This window comes from Streptomyces sp. NPDC006339 (assembly GCF_040612775.1).
GTDB lineage: Bacteria > Actinomycetota > Actinomycetes > Streptomycetales > Streptomycetaceae > Streptomyces.
The window spans coordinates 129,590-149,529 of the sequence record NZ_JBEXQW010000003.1 but is presented as its reverse complement, the minus strand read 5'-3'; the positions used below and the strand labels follow the sequence as shown (position 1 = coordinate 149,529).

The window sequence follows — 19,940 nt, the reverse complement described above, 5'->3', positions numbered from 1 at the left end:
GGCGATGCTAGCGAAACGCCCGGCTATTCCTCTGAATTCTCCGTCGACTTCACGCCGTTCCGGCCGGCGACTACTTGATCGAGTGGTCACAGGCTACTCACTCAGGTAGTGGTGGACCGGATCGAGCGAAACGTAGGCTCACGAGCATCGGGCAACGACAATTCCCTGAGCCTGAATTATCGAAGGAAGGCCGATGCTCACTTCACGTCAGCTCCCGCTGTCCGCCTATCAGCGCGATATCTGGGCTGCCGAATCCGCCACCGCCGCCGACCCCCAGTTCAACGTCCTCCTCCATGAGCGACTGGACGGAAAGCTGGACACCGACGCGCTCCGGGAGTCCCTCCAGGAGGTCCTGCGGGCCCACGACGCGTTCTCCCTGCGCTTCGACGAGGCCGACGGCGTCCCCTACCAGTGGTGCGCGTCCGAGGACGACGCGCCCTGGGTGGAGTACGTCGACCACTCCGACGCGCCCGCCCCCGCCGCGGCCTGCGCACGGTGGCAGCGCGACTCCTTCAACCGCCCCTTCGCGCTGCGCCGTTCGCGGTTGTTCACGGCCGCCGTGCTGCGCGAGAGCGACCGCGTGGTGCATCTGCACCTGAACGTCCACCACCTGATCGCCGACGCCTGGGCGCTGAACCTGGTCCTGCGGCAGGTCCACGACGCGTACCTTCGCCGCACCGGATCCCCCGCCGCCCCGGCCGCCGACGGCGCGAGCCCGCACACCGGCGCGTCCTCCGTGACGACCCTGCTGGACGCCGAGGCCGCGTACCGCGCCTCCGCCGCGTACGAGGAGGACCGCGCCCACCACCGCGAGGCGCTCGCCGGCATCGCCCCCGCGCTCTTCCCCCGTACCGTCGCCGCCGCCGACGCGCCCGTGCTCCGGGGCCGGCACACCTTCACCGTGGACGCGGCGCTGGTCCGCCGCATACGCCAGGGCGGCAGCTCGCCCTTCGCCTTCGTCGCCGCCGCCTTCGCCACCTACCTCGCGCGCGTGCACAACGCCGACGAGGCCGTGCTCGGCGTGCCGTTCCTCAACCGCCGCACCGAGGCGGAGAAGGCCGTCGTCGGACAGGTCGCCAACAGCCTCCCGGTCCGGCTGGCCGTCGACCCGAAGGCCACCCTGCCGGAGCTCGCCGCCCGCGTCCGCACCGGCACCGACACGCTGCGCGGCCACGAGCGGCTCGCCCTCGGCGACGTGTTGCGCGAACTCCCCGCCGGCGGGCCCGGATCCCGCCGCCTCTTCGACGTCACCGTCTCCTATCTGCGCTTCCCGCGCCCCGCGGCCCTGCCCGGCGTCGAGACCGAGACCGTCGTCAAGGCACCCGTGCACGCCCAGGACGCGCTGTCCGTCATGATCCACGCCTTCGACGACGACGCCGACCTGCGGGTCGACCTCGACTACGCGCTCGACGTCTTCGACGAGGACCTGCCCATCACCGCCGTCGCGGACCAGCTCCGCACCCTCATCGCGGCCGGTGCCGAGCAGCCCGAGCGGCCGGCCGTCAGCCTGCCCCTGCTCGACGAGGCCGGATACGCCGCGCTGGTCCGCGACTCCCGCGGCCCGCGCGTCCCGTACGCCGACGACACCACCGTGCACGCCCTGATCGCCGCGCAGGCCGCCCGCACCCCGGACCGCACCGCCGTCACCGGCGCCGACGGCACGGACACCCTCACCTACGCCGAACTCGACGCCCGCTCCAACCAGGTGGCCCGCGGACTGCGCGCGCACGGGGTCGCCACCGGCGACCGCGTCGCCGTCCTCATGGAGCGCTCGCCCCGGCTGCTCGTCGCCCTGCTCGGCGTCCTCAAGGCGGGCGGCGCCTATGTGCCCGTCGACCCCGGCTATCCGGCCGAGCGGATCGCCCTGCTGCTCGAGGACAGCCGCGCCACGGCCGTGCTCGCCGACCCCGGCACCGCCCTGCCCGAGGCGGCGCGGAACGCGCCGGCGCTGACCGTGGACCAGCTCCTCACCGGCCCCGACGGCCCGCTCGACCCGCACGCCGGCCCGCGCGACCTCGCGTACGTCATCTACACCTCCGGCTCCACCGGCCGCCCCAAGGGCGTCATGGTCGAACACCACTCGGTCGTCAACCGGCTGGCCTGGATGCAGCGGGCCTACCCGGTCGGCGCGGACGACGTGCTGCTCCAGAAGACGCCGATCTCCTTCGACGTCTCCGTGTGGGAGCTGTTCTGGTGGGCCGTCGAGGGCGCGGGCCTCGCCCTGCTCCCCGTGGGCGGCCAGAAGGACCCGCGCGAGATCCTCGCCACCGTCGAGAGCCGCCGGGTGACCGTGCTGCACTTCGTGCCCTCCATGCTCGGGCCCTTCCTCGACCTGCTGGAGGTCTCGCCGGAGCTCCGCGTCCGCGCCGCCTCGCTGCGCACCGTCTTCTGCAGCGGCGAGGCCCTGCCGGCGGCCCGTGTCGAGCAGTTCAACCGGGTCCTCGGCACCGGCCCCGACGCCCCGCGCCTGGTCAACCTCTACGGGCCCACCGAGGCCACCGTCGACGTGTCGTACCACGACTGCCCGGGGCAGGCCGACGGCCCGGTCCGCCGGGTGCCCATCGGCCGCCCCATCGACAACACCGTCCTGTACGTGGTGGACGCGCACGGCGGGCTCCAGCCGCCCGGCGTGCCCGGCGAACTGTGCATCGGCGGCGTCAACGTGGCCCGCGGCTACCTCGACCGGCCCGAGCTGACCGCGGAGAAGTTCCTCCAGGACCCCTTCCCCGCCCGTCACCTGCCCGGCGAGGAGCCCTTCACCCCGGAGCGGCGGATCTACCGCACCGGCGACCTCGCCCGCCGCCTCGCCGACGGCGCCATCGAGTACCTCGGCCGGATCGACGGCCAGGTCAAGATCCGCGGCAACCGCGTGGAGCTGGGCGAGGTCCAGAACCGGCTCGCCTCCCTCGACGGCGTCCGCGACGCCGTCGTCGTCGACCGCGAAACGGCGAGCCGTGGCACCGTCCTGGTCGGCTACTACGTCGCCGACGAGGCCCGCGACCCGGCCGAGCTCCGCGCCGAACTGGCCGAGCGGTTACCGGAGTTCATGATCCCGTCGTACTTCGTCCGGATCGACCGCGTACCCCTCACCCCGAACGGCAAGGCCGACCGGCGCGCCCTGCCCGCCCCGGCCACCGCCTCCGGCGCCGACGGCGCCCCCGAGCCGCCCCGCAACGCCACCGAGGCGACCCTCGTCCGCATCTGGGCCGAGGTCCTGGAGACCGAGCCCGGCCGGCTCGGCGTCCACGACGACTACTACGCCCTCGGCGGCGACTCCATCACCATGCTGCGCATCCACGCGCAGGCCGAGAAGGCCGGCATCCGCTTCTCGCCTACCGACCTCATGAACCATCCCACCGTGGCCCAACTGGCCGCCCGAGCCACCACCGGCGCACCCACCGAGGCCGCCCCGGAGCTCGCGCCCTTCACGCTGGTCTCCCAGGTGGACCGGGCCCGCCTCGAAGGCCGCGCCGACGCCTACCCGCTCACCCGCCTCCAGCTCGGCCTGCTCTACCACAGCCGCGCCGAGGAGCACTCGGCCGTCTACCACGACGTCTTCCAGTACAGCCTGGTGCTCGACTGGGACGAGGACCGCTTCCGGGATGCCTTCGGGCGTCTCGTCGCACGCCACCCCGTGCTGCGGTCCTCCTTCGACCTGGGCTCCTTCTCCGAGCCCCTGCAGATCGTGGACCACACCGTCGACGGCGGACTGGAGACCGTGGACCTGCGCGGACGCGCGGAGCCCGAGGCCCGGGCCGCCATCGCCGCCCACATCGAGGAACGGCGCTTCCACCGTTACGAGTTCGAGCGCGCCCCGCTCTATCTCTTCCGGGCCCACGTCCTGGACGACACCGTCGAGCTGGTGCTCAGCTTCCACCACGCGATCCTCGACGGCGGCAGCGTCGCCACCCTCCTGCGCGACCTGCTCCAGGACTACCTCCACCTCCTCGGTCACCCCATCGAGGCCGTGCCCGACACCGCCCTGCCCTCCGGAGCCCACCATGTGCTGGCCGAGCGCGGCGCCCTGGAGTCGGCGGACACCCGGCGCTTCTGGCGGGACAGGCTGGCGGACGCCCCGCTGCTGCACCTGGAGGCATTCCGGCCGCACGAGGCCCCGCGCGGCGCCGAGCAGATCACCCGGCTGGTCGACCTGCCGAGGGAGCTCACGGACACCGCACGCGCCTTCGCCGCCGAGCGCGGACTGCCCCTGAAGTCGGTGCTGTTCGCGGCGCACTGCCTCACCCTGCGGCTGTACTCCGGCTCGGCCGACGTCACCACCGGCCTGGTCACCCACGGCCGCCCCGAGATCGACGGCGCCGACCGCACCGCCGGCCTCTTCCTCAACACCATGCCCGTCCGCCTCGACACCGGGGCCCCGGCCGACTGGGCCGGCGTGGTCCGCGCGGCCTTCGACGAGGAGCGGCTCAGCCACGAGCACCGCCGCTACCCGCTCAGCGCCGTGCAGGAGGACCGCGGCGCGGCCGTCCTGGAGACCGCGTTCAACTACATCCACTTCCGCCAGCTCGCCGCCGTCCTGGAGCTGCCCGGCGTGCGCATGCTGGACTTCCGCACCTGGGAGGAGACCAACTTCCAGGTGCTCGTCAACGCCATGACCGACCCGGTGGAGCGCACGGTGCGGCTGCGGATGGACTTCCACGGCCAGACCTTCACCCCCGCTCAGGCGGAGCTGTACGCCGAGACCTACACGGCCCTGCTCGACCGCATCGTCCGGCACCCGGACGAGGCCCCGGACCTCGGCTTCCTCGTCGCACAGCGCCCCGAGGCCCAGGCCGAGCCCGAGACCGAGGCCGAGCCCGAGCCCGAGACCGAGGCCGAGCCCGGGCCCGAGACCGAGCCGAGGGCCGCCGACGCTCTCGCCGCCGGCCGGGAGCACCCTGAGGCGGACTTCCGGGACGTCGCCCGGGCCGTCTTCGAGCAGGCGGCGCGCACCCCGGACGCGGTCGCCGTCGCCTTCGGCTCCCGCAGGTGGACCTACGCCGAACTCGCCCGCGCCGCCGACCGGGTGGCCGCCCGGCTGCTGGCCCTCGGCGCGCGCCCCGGCGCCCGGGTGGGCATCGCCATGCCCCGCTCCCCGGAGACGATCGCCGTCATCCTCGGTGTCATGCGGGCCGGGGCGGCGACGGTGCCGCTCGACGTCGGCTACCCGGCCGAGCGCCTGACCTCGATGGTGGAGCAGGCCCGGCCCTTCCGGATCGTCGCGGCGGCCGAACACGCCGGCACGCTCGGGGAACTGGCCCCGGTGCTGTCTGCCGAGGACCTCTTCGGCGAGGCGAGCGGCGAGGCGACGCACGAGGTGACGCGCGGGGTGACCGACGTGTCGGCCGGCGTCGCGACCGACGTGGCGGCCGGCGTGGCGGCCGAGGCCGTGCCCGGCGAGGCGGCCGTGGCCCTGCCCGACGCCGGGTCCGGCAGCGCGCCCCGTATCGCGCCCGAGGACATCGCGTACATCCTCTTCACCTCCGGCTCCACCGGCGCCCCCAAGGGCGTCGCCATGCCGCACCGCTCCCTCGCGAACCTCGTCGCCTGGCAGAACTCCGTACCGAGCGGCGTCGTCGGCGGGACCACCGCCCAGTACGCCCCGATGAGCTTCGACGTCTCCTTCCAGGAGATCTTCTCGACGCTCTGCGGCGGCGGCACCCTGTACGTCCTCGCCGAGGACGAGCGCCGCGACATGCCCGCCCTGCTGCGCCTGCTGGACCGCGAGGGAGTCGAGCGCCTGTACCTGCCCTACGTCGCCCTCCAGCAGCTCGCCGAGGCCGCCGCCGCACTCGACCTGGCCCCACGCGGTCTCAAGGCCCTGCTGTCCTCCGGCGAACAGCTCCGCGTCACCGACGAGATACGCCGTCTGTGCGCGGCGCTGCCCGGGATCATCCTGGAGAACCAGTACGGGCCCACCGAGTCCCATGTGGTCACCGCGTACACCATGCAGGGCGACCCGGACCGGTTCCCCGCGCTGCCGCCCATCGGCCGCCCGGTCGACCGCTCCCGCGTGCACGTCCTCGACGCCCGCATGCGGCCGGTGCCGCCCGGCGTCAAGGGCGAGCTGTATCTCGCGGGCGACTGCCTCGCCGAGGGCTACGTCGACCGGCCCGACCTGACCGCCGAGCGGTTCGTGACCCATCCGGTCACGGGGGAGCGCCTCTACCGCAGCGGCGACCTCGGCATCCGGCTGCCCGACGGCGACCTCGTGTGCCTGGGCCGGGCCGACTCGCAGGTCAAGGTCCGCGGCTACCGGGTGGAGCCGGCCGAGGTCGAGCTCGCCATCACCCGCTTCGCGGCCGGACACCCCGGCATCCAGGAGGCCGCCGTCGTCGCCCGCCGGCGCGAGGGCAACGACTCCTTCCTGGCCGCCTTCCTCACCGGCGACCCGGACGGGGCCGATCTGGCCCTGCTGCGCAAGCAACTGCGCACCGTCCTGCCCGACTACATGATGCCCTCGCACATCGAGTGGCTGGACGCCCTGCCGCTCACCCCGAGCGGCAAGCGGGACGACGCCGCCCTGCGCGCGAAGCCGCTGACCGCCGGCACCGCGGCCGACGCCGCCGAACCGCTCGACGCGTACGAGCGGACGCTGACCGAGATGCTGGCGGACCTGCTCCAGCTCCCGGCGGTGGGCCCGCACCAGGACATCTTCGACCTCGGCGGCACCTCGCTGACCGCGATGCGCCTGGTCGTCCAGATCGAGCAGCGGTACGGCACGAGCGTCCCGCTCTCGGAGTTCGTCGCCGCCCCCACCGCCGCCGCCCTCGCGGCCCGGCTGCGCTCGGGGCGGGCCTGCACGGCCTTCGACCCGCTGGTGCCGATCCGCCCCGACGGCGACAGGCGCCCGATGTTCTTCGTGCACCCCATGGGCGGCAACGTGCTCTGCTACGTCCGCTTCGCCAAGCACCTCCCGGACGGCCAGCCGTTCTACGCCCTCCAGGCGGCCGGCGCCGATCCGGGCACCGAGGCGCTGCGCAGCGTGGAGGAGATCGCCGCGAGCTATGTCGAGGCGATCCGCCGGGTCCAGCCCAGCGGCCCGTACGTGATCGGCGGCTGGTCCTTCGGCGGCTTCGTCGCCTTCGAGATGGCCCGCCAACTGCGCGCGGCCGGCGAGGAGATCGCCCGCCTGGTGCTCCTCGACACCACCGCGCTCAACCCCGGACGGCGGCTGAACACCGGCGACGAGGCGCTGCTCGGCTGGTTCTTCTGGGAGCTGCTCTGGCTGCGCCGCGGCGGTGACTCCCCGCTGGAGCTGATCCCGGCCGGACTCGCCACACTGGAGGAGAAGTTCGACTTCATCGCGCAGCTCGCCATCGAGGAGGGCGTGCTGCCGGCGGGCAGCACGGGAGCGGTCGTGCGGCGGCTGTTCCACGTGTACGAGGCGAACTGGAAGGCCGCCTTCGCCTACCGCCCGGAGGTGGTGGAGCAGGACATGGTCCTCATCCACGCCTCGGAGCCGCTGCCGGAGGTCCTCAACTCCATGCACACCGCGATCGAGAGCATGCACAAGGACCCCACCAACGGCTGGCGCGAACGCACCAGCGGCGTCCTGGACGTGGTCGACGTCCCCGGCGACCACCTCACGATCATGGAGGAGCCGCACGTGGGTCACATGGTCAGGACCGTCGTCGAGCTGATCGGCGGCGCGTGACATGGCCGACCTCACCGACACGCACCAGCACCAGCACCAGGACAGAGACAGGGACGGCGCGATGAAGCGGAGCGGCAGCACGGCACGGAAGGCCATCGTCCTCGGCGCGGGCATCGGCGGCCTCACCGCCGCCGTCGCCCTGCGCCGGGCGGGACTCGACGTCGAGGTGTACGAGCGGGCGGGCGAGCTGCGCGCCGCGGGCTCCGGCCTCTCGGTGATGAGCAACGCCGTCGGTGCCCTGGACTCCCTCGGCCTCGGCATCGACCTGGAGAAGCGGGGCACGGCCCTGGAGTCGTACCACGTCAGGACCGCGCGGGGCCGGCTGATCCGGGAGTTCCCCTTCCCGGAGATCATCGGGCGGCTCGGCGTCCCCAGCGTGCTGATCACCCGCGCCGACCTCCAGGCGGCCCTGCTTGAGGCGGCGGACGGCATCCCCCTCACCCTCGGCGCCACCGCCACCGGCTTCGAGACCGGCGAGGACCCGGCGGACGGGGTGCGGGTGCGCTTCGAGGACGGCCGCGAGGTCCACGGGGACGTGCTGATCGGCGCCGACGGCTTCCACTCGGTCGTCCGCCGGCAGTTGGTCGGCCCGGAGGACTCCCAGGACAGCGGCTACCTCTGCTGGCTGGCCGTGATCCCCTTCGCGCACCCCCGGTTCGCGCCCGGCTCGGTCACCCACTACTGGGGCAGCGGCCGGCGCTTCGGGATGGTCGACATGGGCGGCGGGCGGCTCTACTGGTGGGGCACCAAGAACATGCCCGCCGAGCGCTCCGCCCACTGGCGGGGCGGCAAGGAGGAGATCCTCGCCACCTACGCGGGCTGGGCGGACGAGGTCCAGGAGGCCATCCGGGCCACCCCGGCGGAGGCGGTCATCGCCGTGCCCTCCCGGGACCGGGTCTTCCTGGAACGCTGGGGCCGGGGCCCCGTCACCCTGCTCGGCGACGCCGCCCACCCCATGCTCACCAGCCTCGGCCAGGGCTCGGGCATGGCCATCGAGGACGCCGTCGTCCTCGGGCGGGCCCTTGCGGGCGCCGTCGACCTGCCGCGCGCCCTGCGCCGTTACGAGGACGAGCGCCGGGAACGCACCCGGGGCATGGTGGCCGCCTCGCGCGGCATCAGCACCTTCGAGCAGTCCGAGGACCCGGTGCGCCGGCCCCTGCGCGACGCCTACTTCCGCTTCATGCCGCAGCGGAAGCTGGTCCGCACCCTGGAGGACTCGCTCACCTTCCCGCTGAGCACCCCGCGCCCCGCCTCCCCGGCCCCCGCCGCGGCATGACCGCCGCCGAACGACTCAGGAGACACCACATGTCAGGCAATCCGCGCGCGCTCACCCCGCACGGCAGGACCGTGCTTGTCACCGGCGCCTCCTCGGGCCTGGGCCGGGTCTGCGCGCTGGAACTGGAGCGCTCCGGCTTCCGGGTCTTCGCCGGCGTGCGCGCCGAGGCCGACGGCGAGGCCCTGGCCCAGGAGGCCACGGGCGGCGGGATCACCCCCGTCCGGATCGACGTGACCGAGGAGAAGACCATCGCGGCGGCGGCCGAACAGGTCGCGCGGGCCGTGGGGGACCGGGGCCTGTGGGGCCTGGTCAACAACGCGGGCATCTGCGTCTCGGCCCCGCTCGAGTGCGTGGCGCCCGAACAGTTGCGCCGCCAGCTCGACATCAACGTGGTCGGCCAGCTCGCCGTCACCCAGGCGTTCCTGCCCCCGTTGCGCCGTGCCCGGGGCCGGGTGGTCAACGTGACCTCCGGTCTCGGCAGCGTGGCCATCCCCTACCTGGGGGCCTACGCCTCGGCGCAGTTCGCCAAGGAGGCCCTCACCGACGTGCTGAGGCGCGAGCTGCGGCCGCACGGGGTGGACGTGAGCGTGGTCCAGCCCGGGGCGATCATGACCCCGATCTGGGGGAAGGTGAGCGAGACGGCCCGGGCCGCCATGGACGGCGTCCCCGAGCACATCGCCGACCTCTACCGCATCCCGTTCCACCGCTTCCTGCACGCCAACGAGCGCCAGGCCAGGGACAGCAGGACCCGTCCCGAGGACTTCGCGCGCACCGTGGGCCAGGCGCTCACCTCCCGGCGGCCGAAGTCCCGCTACCGGGTCGGTACGGACGCCCGCACCGTGAGCGTCCTGGCGCGGGCCCTGCCGGACGCGGCACTCGACCGGTACCTGAGCCCGATCACGCGGTAGCCCGAGCCCTCGGTAACCCGATTCCTCGGAATCCCGATCCCTGGGCATCCCGGTCACTCGGTCCGATCCCTCGGTGACGCCGCCGGCCGGGAGCCCCTTCCCCCACGAGACCGGACGACGGACCCGCCGCCCTCCCGGCGGGTCCGTCGTCCGACCGAACTGTCGTACGGCTCGGACCCGTAGGAAACAGGCCAGTCGTCCGACCTGCCCGGCCCACCCTCCCCGTAGAGATCGCGCCAAGATCGTGACCGGAACCCCGGTGTCCCGGTCACGCCGAGGCATGTCGTCCTCCGTGCCCGCGGCCCGCCCGGGCGGACCCGCCGAAGGCCCCGGGACCCACGGGATCGCGCCTCTCCCACGCCCTGCCCGGGGATTTCGCGCGCCCTTCCCGGGCCCCTCGGCGTGCGCCGGGCGCGCGGTGCGCGGGACGGCGTGTGTGAACGGACCGTCAAGGCCCGCAGTGACCGAGTTTGCTGTGGAAACCGGTGACCCCGCACGACAAGGATGAAGATCATGGCACGTACCACTCCCCACGTTCCCCCCACCGACGGCCGATCCCCGGCGCGCCTGATCACCCGCCACCGCGCCACCCTGGACCGCGCCCTGACGGCCATCCGCACCCGCGAGCACTGGTCCCCCTACCCCGAGGACACCCGGGCCTACGGGCCGGACGCCACGGCGGACGGCGAGGCGTCCTTACGCGCGCTGCTCGGCCGGCCGATGGACCTCGGCCAGCCCGGCCGGGACGGCACGGTCGGGCCCGAACCCGAGCGGGGCGGCGAGCGCTCCCCGTACGGCATGGAGCTGGGCATCTCCTATCCCCACCACGACCCCGCGGTCCTGCTGCCCGCCATGACGGCCGCGCTGCCCGCCTGGCGGGACGCCGGTCCCGAGGCCCGCGCCGCCGTCTGCGTCGAGATCCTGGACCGGATCAACGCCCGGAGCCCCGAGTTCGCGGCCGTCGCCGAGCACACCAGCGGCCACAACCCCGTCATGGCCTTCCACGCCGGCGCCGTCCACGCGCAGGACCGGGGCCTGGAGGCCGTGGCCTACGCCTACGCCGAGCAGACCAGGCTGCCCGCGACCGCCCACTGGAGCAAGCCCCAGGGCCCGGGCCGGAGCGTCGAGATCGGCAAGCGGTTCACGGCCGTGCCCCGGGGGATCTCCCTCCTCGTCGCCAACAGCGTCTTCCCCACGTGGAACGGCTACCCCGGCCTCTTCGCCTCCCTCGCCACCGGCAACCCCGTCCTGGTCAAGCCGCACCCCGCCGCGGTCCTGCCGCTCGCGCTCACCGTCCGGATCGCCCGGGAGGTGCTCGCCGAGGCGGGCTTCGCCCCCGACCTGGTGTGCCTGGCCCCCGAATACCCCGGCGAGCGGCTGGCCCGGCGCCTGGCGACCGACCCCCGGGTGCGCCTCGTGGACTACGCGGGCCGCACCGCCTTCGCCGACTGGCTCGGGGACAACGCCCGCCAGGCCCGGGTCTTCACGGCCGCCTCCGCCGTCAACTCGCTGCTCGTCGAGTCCACCCACGACTACCGCGACATGCTCGCCAACCTGGCCTTCTCGGTCTCCCTCTACAGCGGCCAGCTCTGCACCAGCCCCCAGAACCTGCTGATCCCGCGCACCGGCATCGCCACCGACGAGGGCCACAAGAGCTACGAGGAGGTGGTCGCCGACCTCGGCGCCGCCCTGGACGCCCTGCTCGGCGACGACGGCGCGGCCTGCGAGGTGCTGGGCGCGCTGATCGGCCCCGAGGTGCGCTCCCGGGTCGACCTCGCGATGTCCGGGGCGCTGGGCCCCGTCGGCGTGCCCTCGCGGGAGGTGCGGCACCCGAGGTACCCGGACGCGGTGGTCCGTACACCCGTCGTCGTACGGCTCGACGCCGGCCGGGCGGAGGAACGGGCCACCCTGCTCGCCGAATGGCTCGGACCGGTCTGTTTCGCCGTGGCCGTGGACTCGGTGGCGGCGGCCGTGGAGCTCGTGAAGGAGACCACGCGTCTGTGCGGGGCCCTCTCGGTGGGTCTGTACTCGGTGTCCGCCGAGGTGGAGGCGGCGATGGAGGCCGCCTGCGTCGAGACCGGGGTGATGCTGTCGATGAACCTGATGGGCGACTGGTACATCTCGCAGTCCGCCGTCTACTCCGACCTGCACGGCACCGGCATGAACCCGGCGGGCAACGCGGTGTACAGCGACGGTGCCTACGTGGCGGAACGTTTCCGCACGGTGGTCGTACGACGCTACGGCGGTGCCACATGAACACCCTCCTGACCACCGACCTGCCGCTGCACGGCCGGGAACGCGAACTGGCCCTGATCCGCGACGTCCTGGAGCACGGCAGACGCGAGGGCACCGCCGTGGTCTCCGTCGAAGGCATGCCGGGCATCGGCAAGACCCGCCTGCTGACCGAGGCCGCGACCCTCGCCCGGCGCCTCGGCTACCTTCCCTCGCGCGGCGGCCACGGACGCGAGGCACGCACCCACCGCCCGGCCGCCGCCCTCACCGGCGCCCGGAGCGGCGACCGCCCCACCGGACCCCGGCTCGTGATCGTCGACGACCCGCGCGGGACCACCGACCGCCTGACCGGCCTCGCCCGCGTCCCCGGCCCCCGGGGCCGCCCCGGCACCGGCCGGGCCGTCTGGCTGATCGCCCACCGGCCCGGCGAGTCCCCGCCGCTCACCGGCCCCCTCCTCGCCGACCCGGCCGCACGCACCGAGCGCCTGGTCCTCGGACCGCTGGCCCCCACCGACACCCGCCGGCTCGCCCACGGCCTGCTCGGCGTACCGCCCGCCCCGTCCCTCGAACCCCTCATCGACGACGCCGGAGGCCACCCCCGGCTGCTCATCGAGCTCCTGACCGGCCTCCAGGAGGAGGGCGGCGTCGCCCTGTCCGGCGGAGCGGCCGAGCTGCTGACCGAGACGCTGCCCGCCCGGCTCGCCGCACGCGTACGCACCACCCTGGAGCGCTACTCGCCGTCCTGCCGCCAACTGCTCTGCGTGGCCGCCGTCCTCGGCGACGAGGTCGTGTACGGCGAACTGGCCCTGATGATGCGAACCTCCGTCTCCGCCCTGCTGCCCACCCTGGAAGAGGTCTGCGCCACCGGAGTCGTCCGCAACATCGGCAGCCGCGCCGTCTTCCACAACCCGCTGCTCCGCCGCCTCATCGCGGAATCCGTGCCCCCGTCGGTGCGGCTCGCCCTGGAGCAGGAGGCCGCGGCGCTGCGCTCCGTACGCCGGGGGCAGCGCCACCCGGCACCCGCTCCGCTCCCGGCCACGGCCCCGCCGCCGGCCGCCCCGGCCCGGCCGGGCCCCTCCACCGCCGAGCGGCCCACCCGGGGCGGACAGTTGAGCGAGCAGCAGCACGCCCTGGTGGCGCTGGTCGCCGAAGGACTCACCAACCAGCAGATCGCCAGCCGGCTCGCCCTCTCCCCGCACACCGTCAACTACCACCTGCGCCGGCTTTTCAAGCTCTACGGGGTGAGCTCGCGGATCGACCTGCTGCGGGCCGCCCGCCGCGCCTGAGGCCGCGCCCCTCACCCCTCGTACCCCGCTGGAGACACCACCCATGACCGAACTGCGCCTGGCCCCGACCTGGCCCCACCTCGACACCCCGCGCCCCGACCGCCGCACCCCCTGGCTGCGGGACGCCCTCGCCGCCGAACCCGACGACGGCCGCACCCCGCCGCTCACCGACGAGACGCGCTGCGACGTCCTCGTCGTCGGCGGCGGATTCACCGGACTGTGGACGGCCCTGGAGATCCTGCGCCGGGCACCCGGCACCGACATCGTGCTGATCGAGGCCGATGTGTGCGGCGGCGGCGCCAGCGGCGCCAACGCCGGCTTCCTCATGCCCATGTGGGCCCGCTTCAGCAGCCTCGTCGCCCTCGGCGGGTACGAGGAGGCCCGCCGCATCGGCGAGGCGTCGGCCGCGGCCGTCGACGAGATCCTCGACTTCGCCGACACCCACGGCATCGACATCGAGCACCGCCGCGGCCCCTGGATGTGGGCCGCCTCCTCGCCCGCCCAGCGCGGCGCCTGGCAGCGGACCCTCGACGACCTGCACCGGGCCGGCATAGAACCGCTGCACCGCATCACCGCGGCCGAGTCCCGCGAGACCGTCGGCACCCGCAGCCACTACGGAGCCGTGCTCGACCCGGGCTGCGCCACCCTCCAGCCCGCCAAGCTGACCCGCGGCCTGCGCCGGGCCGCCCTCGACGCGGGTGTACGGATCCACGAACGCACCCCGCTCGCCGCGCTGCGGGCCGCCGGAGGCGGTACCGTCCGCGCCCGCACGCCCTACGGCACGGTCCACGCGGACAAGGTGGTGCTGGCCGTCAACGCCTGGGCCGGAAAGATCGAGGACCTCGGCCGCCGCATGGTGACCGTGGCCAGCGACACCGTGCTGACCCGGCCCGTACCGGAGCGCCTGAAGGCCCTCGGCTGGAACGGCGAGGTCTCGGTCTGCGACTCCCGGCGCCGCCTGAACTACTACCGCACCACCCCCGACGGCCGGTTGCTGTTCGGCAAGGGCGGCTCCGGCGTCGCCTACGGCGACCTCGGACCCAGCACCCTGTGGGGCGACGCGCTGCGCCCCGCCGAACTGCGGGCCCATCTGCGCCGCCTCTTCCCCGAACTCGCCGACGCGCCGGTCGACATGAGCTGGACCGCGCCCGTGGAGTACTCGGTGACCTCGCTGCCGTTCGCCGGGTGGCTGAAGTCCGTGCCGGGCGTCTGCTACGCCGCCGGATACTCCGGCGACGGCGTCGGCCCCTCCCGCCTGATGGCGAAGGTGCTGGCCTCCTTCGTCCTCGGCACGAACGACGCCTGGGCGCGGTCGGCCTTCACGCGGGCGCCGGGCGGCTGGTTCCCGCCCGAGCCGGTGCGCTACCCGGGCGCGCGCCTCGTGCTGCCGGCCCTGCGGGCGGTGGAGGCCCGGGAGGACGGCGGGGGACGGGTCCCCGACCTGGTCAAGCGACTGGTGTCGGTGTTCTGACGGACGGCGGCCGGCGGCGGAGGTCCGGGAGCCGTCGGTGGCGGGGGAGCGGCCGCCCGGACGCCGTCGGTCGCCCGGAGCGGCCGCCTGGACGCCGTCAGTCGCCCGGAGAGGCCCGGAAGCGGCGCCGGTACTCCATCGGCGTCGTGTCGAGCCGGCGGCGGAACGCCCGTATCAGCGTGTCCGTCGTGCCGAAACCGCAGAGGGTGGTGATCCGTTCGAGCGTGGCGTCGGTGGTCTCGAGCTGGTGGCGGGCCCTCTCCACCCGCGCCGACTCGACGTACGCGCTCGGTGTCGTCCCCAGCTCCGCCTTGAAGATCCGGGTGAGCTGGCGCTCGCTGACATGGGCGCTGGCGGCGAGGTCCGCGAGGGTCAGCCGCTCGCCGATGTTCCGGCTGATGTAGTGGCGCAGGTCCTCCATCCGCCGGGTCGTGGAGACCGGTTCCAGGGGCACGCTGAACTGGCTCTGCCCGCTGGGCCGCTTCAGATACATCACCAACTGCCGGGCGATCCGCAGCGCCACGGTCTCGCCGTGGTCGTCGGCGACCAGGGCCAGCGCCAGGTCGAGGCAGGAGCTGATGCCCGCCCCCGTCCACACGTTCCCGTCCCGGATGAAGATCGGGTCGGCGTCGACCTCGACCGCCGGATGGTCGGCGGCGAGCTGCTGCGCGGTCGACCAGTGGGTGGTGGCGCGCCTGCCGTCGAGCAGTCCGGCGGCGGCGAGGATGTGCGCTCCGACGCAGACGGACGTGACCCGCCGGGTCCGCCCGGCCAGGGACCGCACCCGGTCGACCACACCGGGGTCGACCAGCGCGTGCACCCGCCGCCGCTCGTCGACCTCCACCGCGCCGGGCACCAGAAGGGTGTCCACCGCCCGCGTGGCCAGCGCGTCGAAGGTGGTGTCGGGCAGCACCCGCACACCGGCGGAGGTGGTGACCGGGTCCAGGGTCTCGGCGGCGAGGACGACCTCGTAGCCCGGCGCGTCGTCCGTCTCGCGGCGCAGGAGGGCGAAGACCTCCGGCGGTCCGGTGACGTCGAGCAGGTCGACGCCCTCGAAGAGGACGATGACGACGAGTCGTTCGCCGGCGGTGCTCATGGGGTCTCCGGTCGGTGGGTGAACGCGGTGTCCGGTTGTGCATGGTACGGAGCCCGACGGCGACGGGCACCGGCTGTTCACCTGAGGTGTACGCGGGGATCTCCTGCCGATCGGCCGCGGGTCGCACGGCTCGGCGGTAATGCGTCTCTACGGCGACCGTCATCGCCGAAGCCGACCCTGGAGGACGTGTGCCACCCGCTGCCGAGCCGGAGACCGAGCCGGAGCCCGCGACGGCGACCGCGACCGGGTCCGCGACCGAGTCCGCGACCGCGACCGGGTCCGCGACCGAGTCCGCGACCGCGACCGGGTCCGCGGCCGAGAGCTCCTCGTCCCGGCCGCGGCTGCGGGCGGCGGCGGGCGCGGCCCTGCTGACCGGTCTGCTGTTCTGCCTCGCCGGGCGGCTCGCGGGAAGCCATCCCTTCGGACCCCGGACCCGCAACATCGTCGACCTGGGCCAGCAGTACCTTCCGTACCACGCGTACGGGCGGAAGCTGATCACCGGTCAGACCCACGGCGATCTCTTCCTGAACTGGACATCGGGTTTTGGATCCAATTTCCTCGGCGATTTCGGCACCTATCTGAGCAGCCCGTTCGCGCTGCTCGTCATCCTCTTCCCGGCCGACCGCACCGAGCTCGCCCTCTACGTGATCACCGCCGCCAAGATCTCCACGGCGGGCGCGGCGATGGCGGCCCTGCTCCTCACCCTGCGGCGCGGCCCCTGGCCGCTCGCCTCCGTGCTCGGCACCGCGTACGCGCTGTCCGGCTGGACCTTCAACTACGCGGCCACCGTGCCGATGTGGCTCGACGGGCTCATCGCCTTCCCGCTCCTCTGCCTGGTGGCCGAGTGGGCCCGCACGGGGCGCCGGCCGGTCCTCGGGCCGCTGGTCGTCGCCCTGGCCTGGTTCGCCAACTTCTACACCGCCTACATGGCCACCCTCGGCGCCGCCGTCTTCCTCGCCGTCCGGCTGCTGACCACGAACGGCGCGCACGGCGGCACCACCGCCACGGCCCCCGCCACCCGCCGCCCTCGGCTCACCGCCCTGCTGCGGGCCGCCCGCACCGTCCTCATCGGCATCGGGCTCGCCGCCCCGCTCGTCGTCGTCGTCTTCCTCGCCACCCGGGTCGCCGACCCGACCCCGCCCACCGCCTTCGCCCCCGCCGCCTGGACGGACGTCCTCGCCCGCCTCCTGCCGGCCACCGCGAGCGTGGCCACCCCCGCCCTCTTCATCGGCACCCCCGCCCTGGCGCTCGCCCTCACCCTGCCCTTCAACACCGCCGTCGCCGCCCGCGTCCGCCTCGCCTGGACGGCGGCGATCGCGCTGGTCGCGCTGTCCCTCCAGTGGGAGCCGACCCATCTCCTCTGGCACGCCGGAGCCTCGCCCAACGGCATCCCCTACCGCCAGAGCTTCGTGCTGTGCGGGCTGCTCCTCCTCGCTGCCTGGCTGTCCACGGCCGGGGGAGCGCCCCGGCCCGTCGCACTGCTCGCCGGCGGCGGACTGCTGGCCGTCGCCGCCGCGGCCGCCCGAGGCAGCGCCGACATCGACCGCTGGACCTACCCCGCCGTCGCGGGAGCCGCCGCACTGGCCGCCCTCGCCGCCGTGACCGCGCTGCTCGCCGGACGCCGGCCCGGCACCCGCCTGCTGCCCGCCCTCGCCGTCGTCCTGCTGCTCGCCGCCCAGGCCGGCGAAACCCTCGTCACCGGCAAGCGCATCGAGGAACAGCAGGTGAGCGAGGTCTCCTGGGCTCCCCGAGTCGGCCCCTGGCACACCGACATGGCCGACGCCGTCGCCGCCGCCGGCGCCTGGCCGCGCCACCGGACCGACCCGGGCGAGGTCCCGGGCGGCAACGACGTCCTGCTGGTCGGCGGAGAGGGCGCCGACTACTACAGCAGCCTCACCTCCGCCACGTACTCCGAGACCCTCGCCGGCCTCGGCTTCGGCTACTACGCCAAGGGCCGTCACCCCGTCAGCCTCGACAACCCCGTCACCGACGCGATCTTCTCCATCGGCACCCGGATGCGCTCGACCCCCACGGCACCGCTCGACCCGGACCGGCTGCCGGAGGCCCGCATCACCGTCACCGACACCCCCGTGCCGCCGCTCGTCACCGTCCGGCCACGGAACGCGGAGAACGCCCGGAACACGCGGGCCGCCGACTCCGCCTTCACCCGCCAGGAACGACTCCTCGGCCACCGGGTGTACGACGTGCCGGACACCCCGCTCCGTACGACCGCCCCCGACGGCACCGTCACCCTGACCGCCGCCTGTCCCGCGGGCTCCGGGGTCTGGTTCTGGGCGCCCGAGTACCAGGGCACCGCCGCCCTCACCGATGGACGGTCCGCCGACGGACGGTCCGCCGACGGACGACCCGTCGACTACGCGGGCAAGCAGCCGTCCGTCCTGGCCCCCATGCGGCAGCTCGGCACCACCCCCCTCACCGGCACCGTCCGCATCGACCTGCACCCCAAGACCACGGCCAAGACCACGACCAAAACCACGACCAAGTCCGCGACCAAGGCCCTGCCCAGGCCGAAGCTGCCCGCGCACCCCATCGGCTGCCTGGTCCGGGAACGGCTCGACACCGCCGTACGGCAGCTCACCGCCACCGGCGCGACCGACGTCCGGACCACCGGCCACACCCTCACCGCCGACCTGCCCCCCGGCAGCACCGGCACCGCCGTCCTCGCCGTCCCCCGGATCTCCGGCTGGCGCTGCGCGGCCGGCGACGCGCCCCTCGCCCCCGCGCGCAGCCACCTCGGCCTGCTCGCCGTCCCCCTCGACGGCCGGGCCACCTCCGTGACCTGCTCCTTCCGTCCCCCGGGACTGCGGCTCGGCGGCGCGATCGGCGCCGCGGCCCTCGTCGCCCTCCTCGCCACCGCCCTGCTCCACCGGCGCCGCCGCGCCCGTGCCCCCGAGGGACGGCAAGAGTTCACCGCCCGTGAACCTGGGCCTCGTCCGGCCGAGAAGAGCCCTGCCTAGTCTGCCCGCCAGTACAGATACGCGAGTTGGGAAGCCCGAGTGCCGAAACTGTCCGTCGTCGTGCCCCTCCACAATGTCGGGCCCTACGCCCCCGACACCCTGCGCAGTCTCGCGGACAACGCGGACCCGGCCGGCACCGACATCGAGTTCCTGCTGATCGACGACCACTCCACCGACGAGACGCCGGACCTGCTCGACCGCTGGAAGGACCGCATCCCGCAGGCCACCGTGATCCGCCACCCGACCAACCTGGGCGTCGCCCAGGCACGCAACACCGGGATCGACGCGGCGACCGGCGACTACCTCACCTTCCTCGACGGCGACGACTGGTACGCCCCCGGCCACCTGCGCGCGATGGTCGCCGGAATCGAGCGTCTGGGCTGCGACTTCGCCCGCACCGACCACGTCCTGTCGACCGGCCGCAACCGGCAGATCCGCTACGCGCCCGCGAAGCGGCGGGACACCGTCATGGACCCCAGGGACGGCATCGCCCCCGCCAGCATGGTGACGATGGTCGACTACCCCTTCGTCCCGTTCGGCATCTACAGCGCCCGGCTGTTCGAGAACGGCGCCTCACGCTTCGAGACGAAGCTGCGCACCGCCGAGGACCGGCTCTGGATCTGGCGCCTCCACCTCACCGCCCGCACCTACGCGGCGCTCTCCCTGCACGGCGTCTTCTACCGGCGCGGCGTCACCACCTCGCTCACCCAGATCACCGACAACCGGCAGCTCGACTTCATCCCGTCCTACGACCTGCTGCTCGACGAGGTCGCACGCGACCGTGACGCCGACCGGTTCCTGCCGAAGGCCGTCCGCACCTACTGCGCGATGATCGCCTTCCACATGGCGAAGGCCGGCCAGTACGAGCCGGCCGTGGCCAAGCGGCTGCGCCGCGACGTCACCGACGCCCTGCGCCGGATGCCGCAGCCCGTCCTCGACGAGACCCTCGCGACGATGGACGCCACCCGCAGCACCCTCCTCCGGAGCCTGCGCGACACCGGAAAGGCCGCCTGACCATGCCGACCACGGAACGCACGGA

9 protein-coding genes are annotated in these 19,940 nt (G+C 74.1%); 8 read left to right on the top strand and 1 reads right to left on the bottom strand.

Features of this window, described 5'->3' with window-relative positions; translation table 11 throughout:
- The first annotated feature begins 193 nt into the window (after positions 1-193).
- The 6 genes from ABZ135_RS03480 (at position 194) to ABZ135_RS03455 (ending at position 14,827) form a co-directional block, all read left to right on the top strand.
- Positions 194-7,654, top strand: a complete 7,461-nt coding sequence (locus ABZ135_RS03480) for an amino acid adenylation domain-containing protein (protein WP_356691302.1) — start codon at positions 194-196, stop codon at positions 7,652-7,654.
- Positions 7,655-7,715: 61 nt separating this feature from the next.
- The gene (locus tag ABZ135_RS03475) at positions 7,716-8,930 is read left to right on the top strand and encodes an NAD(P)/FAD-dependent oxidoreductase (RefSeq protein WP_356691471.1); all 1,215 of its coding nucleotides are present in this window, start codon (positions 7,716-7,718) and stop codon (positions 8,928-8,930) included.
- A gap of 29 nt (positions 8,931-8,959) precedes the next feature.
- Positions 8,960-9,838 carry an SDR family oxidoreductase gene (locus ABZ135_RS03470; protein ID WP_356691300.1) on the top strand — a complete coding sequence of 293 codons (879 nt, stop codon included), beginning with the start codon at positions 8,960-8,962 and terminating at the stop codon, positions 9,836-9,838.
- A gap of 513 nt (positions 9,839-10,351) precedes the next feature.
- Positions 10,352-12,094: a phenylacetic acid degradation protein PaaN gene (gene paaN, locus ABZ135_RS03465; RefSeq protein WP_356691298.1), complete on the top strand. Its 1,743-nt coding sequence runs from the start codon at positions 10,352-10,354 to the stop codon at positions 12,092-12,094.
- Complete coding sequence (locus ABZ135_RS03460) at positions 12,091-13,356, top strand: LuxR C-terminal-related transcriptional regulator (protein ID WP_356691296.1); 1,266 nt, start codon at positions 12,091-12,093, stop codon at positions 13,354-13,356. The genes paaN and ABZ135_RS03460 overlap by 4 nt, the downstream gene beginning before the upstream one ends.
- 43 nt (positions 13,357-13,399) lie before the next feature.
- Complete coding sequence (locus tag ABZ135_RS03455; RefSeq protein ID WP_356691294.1) at positions 13,400-14,827, top strand: FAD-binding oxidoreductase; 1,428 nt, start codon at positions 13,400-13,402, stop codon at positions 14,825-14,827.
- Between the two features lie 97 nt (positions 14,828-14,924).
- Here ABZ135_RS03455 and ABZ135_RS03450 read toward each other — a convergent pair whose 3' ends face one another.
- Positions 14,925-15,923, bottom strand: coding sequence for a DJ-1/PfpI family protein (locus ABZ135_RS03450; protein WP_356691292.1), 999 nt, complete (start codon positions 15,921-15,923; stop codon positions 14,925-14,927).
- A 188-nt stretch (positions 15,924-16,111) separates the two neighbouring features.
- Between ABZ135_RS03450 and ABZ135_RS03445 the strand changes: the two genes are divergently transcribed.
- Positions 16,112-18,901 carry a YfhO family protein gene (locus ABZ135_RS03445; protein WP_356691291.1) on the top strand — a complete coding sequence of 930 codons (2,790 nt, stop codon included), beginning with the start codon at positions 16,112-16,114 and terminating at the stop codon, positions 18,899-18,901.
- A gap of 39 nt (positions 18,902-18,940) precedes the next feature.
- The gene (locus tag ABZ135_RS03440) at positions 18,941-19,915 is read left to right on the top strand and encodes a glycosyltransferase family 2 protein (RefSeq protein WP_356691289.1); all 975 of its coding nucleotides are present in this window, start codon (positions 18,941-18,943) and stop codon (positions 19,913-19,915) included.
- Positions 19,916-19,940 lie beyond the last annotated feature (25 nt).

Coding starts and splice junctions, on each gene's coding strand:
- ABZ135_RS03455 (WP_356691294.1), top strand. CDS start 13,400: ATGACCGAACTGCGCCTGGCCCCGACCTGGCCCCACCTCGACACCCCG.
- ABZ135_RS03450 (WP_356691292.1), bottom strand. CDS start 15,923: ATGAGCACCGCCGGCGAACGACTCGTCGTCATCGTCCTCTTCGAGGGC.
- ABZ135_RS03475 (WP_356691471.1), top strand. CDS start 7,716: ATGAAGCGGAGCGGCAGCACGGCACGGAAGGCCATCGTCCTCGGCGCG.
- ABZ135_RS03480 (WP_356691302.1), top strand. CDS start 194: ATGCTCACTTCACGTCAGCTCCCGCTGTCCGCCTATCAGCGCGATATC.
- ABZ135_RS03460 (WP_356691296.1), top strand. CDS start 12,091: ATGAACACCCTCCTGACCACCGACCTGCCGCTGCACGGCCGGGAACGC.
- ABZ135_RS03470 (WP_356691300.1), top strand. CDS start 8,960: ATGTCAGGCAATCCGCGCGCGCTCACCCCGCACGGCAGGACCGTGCTT.
- paaN (WP_356691298.1), top strand. CDS start 10,352: ATGGCACGTACCACTCCCCACGTTCCCCCCACCGACGGCCGATCCCCG.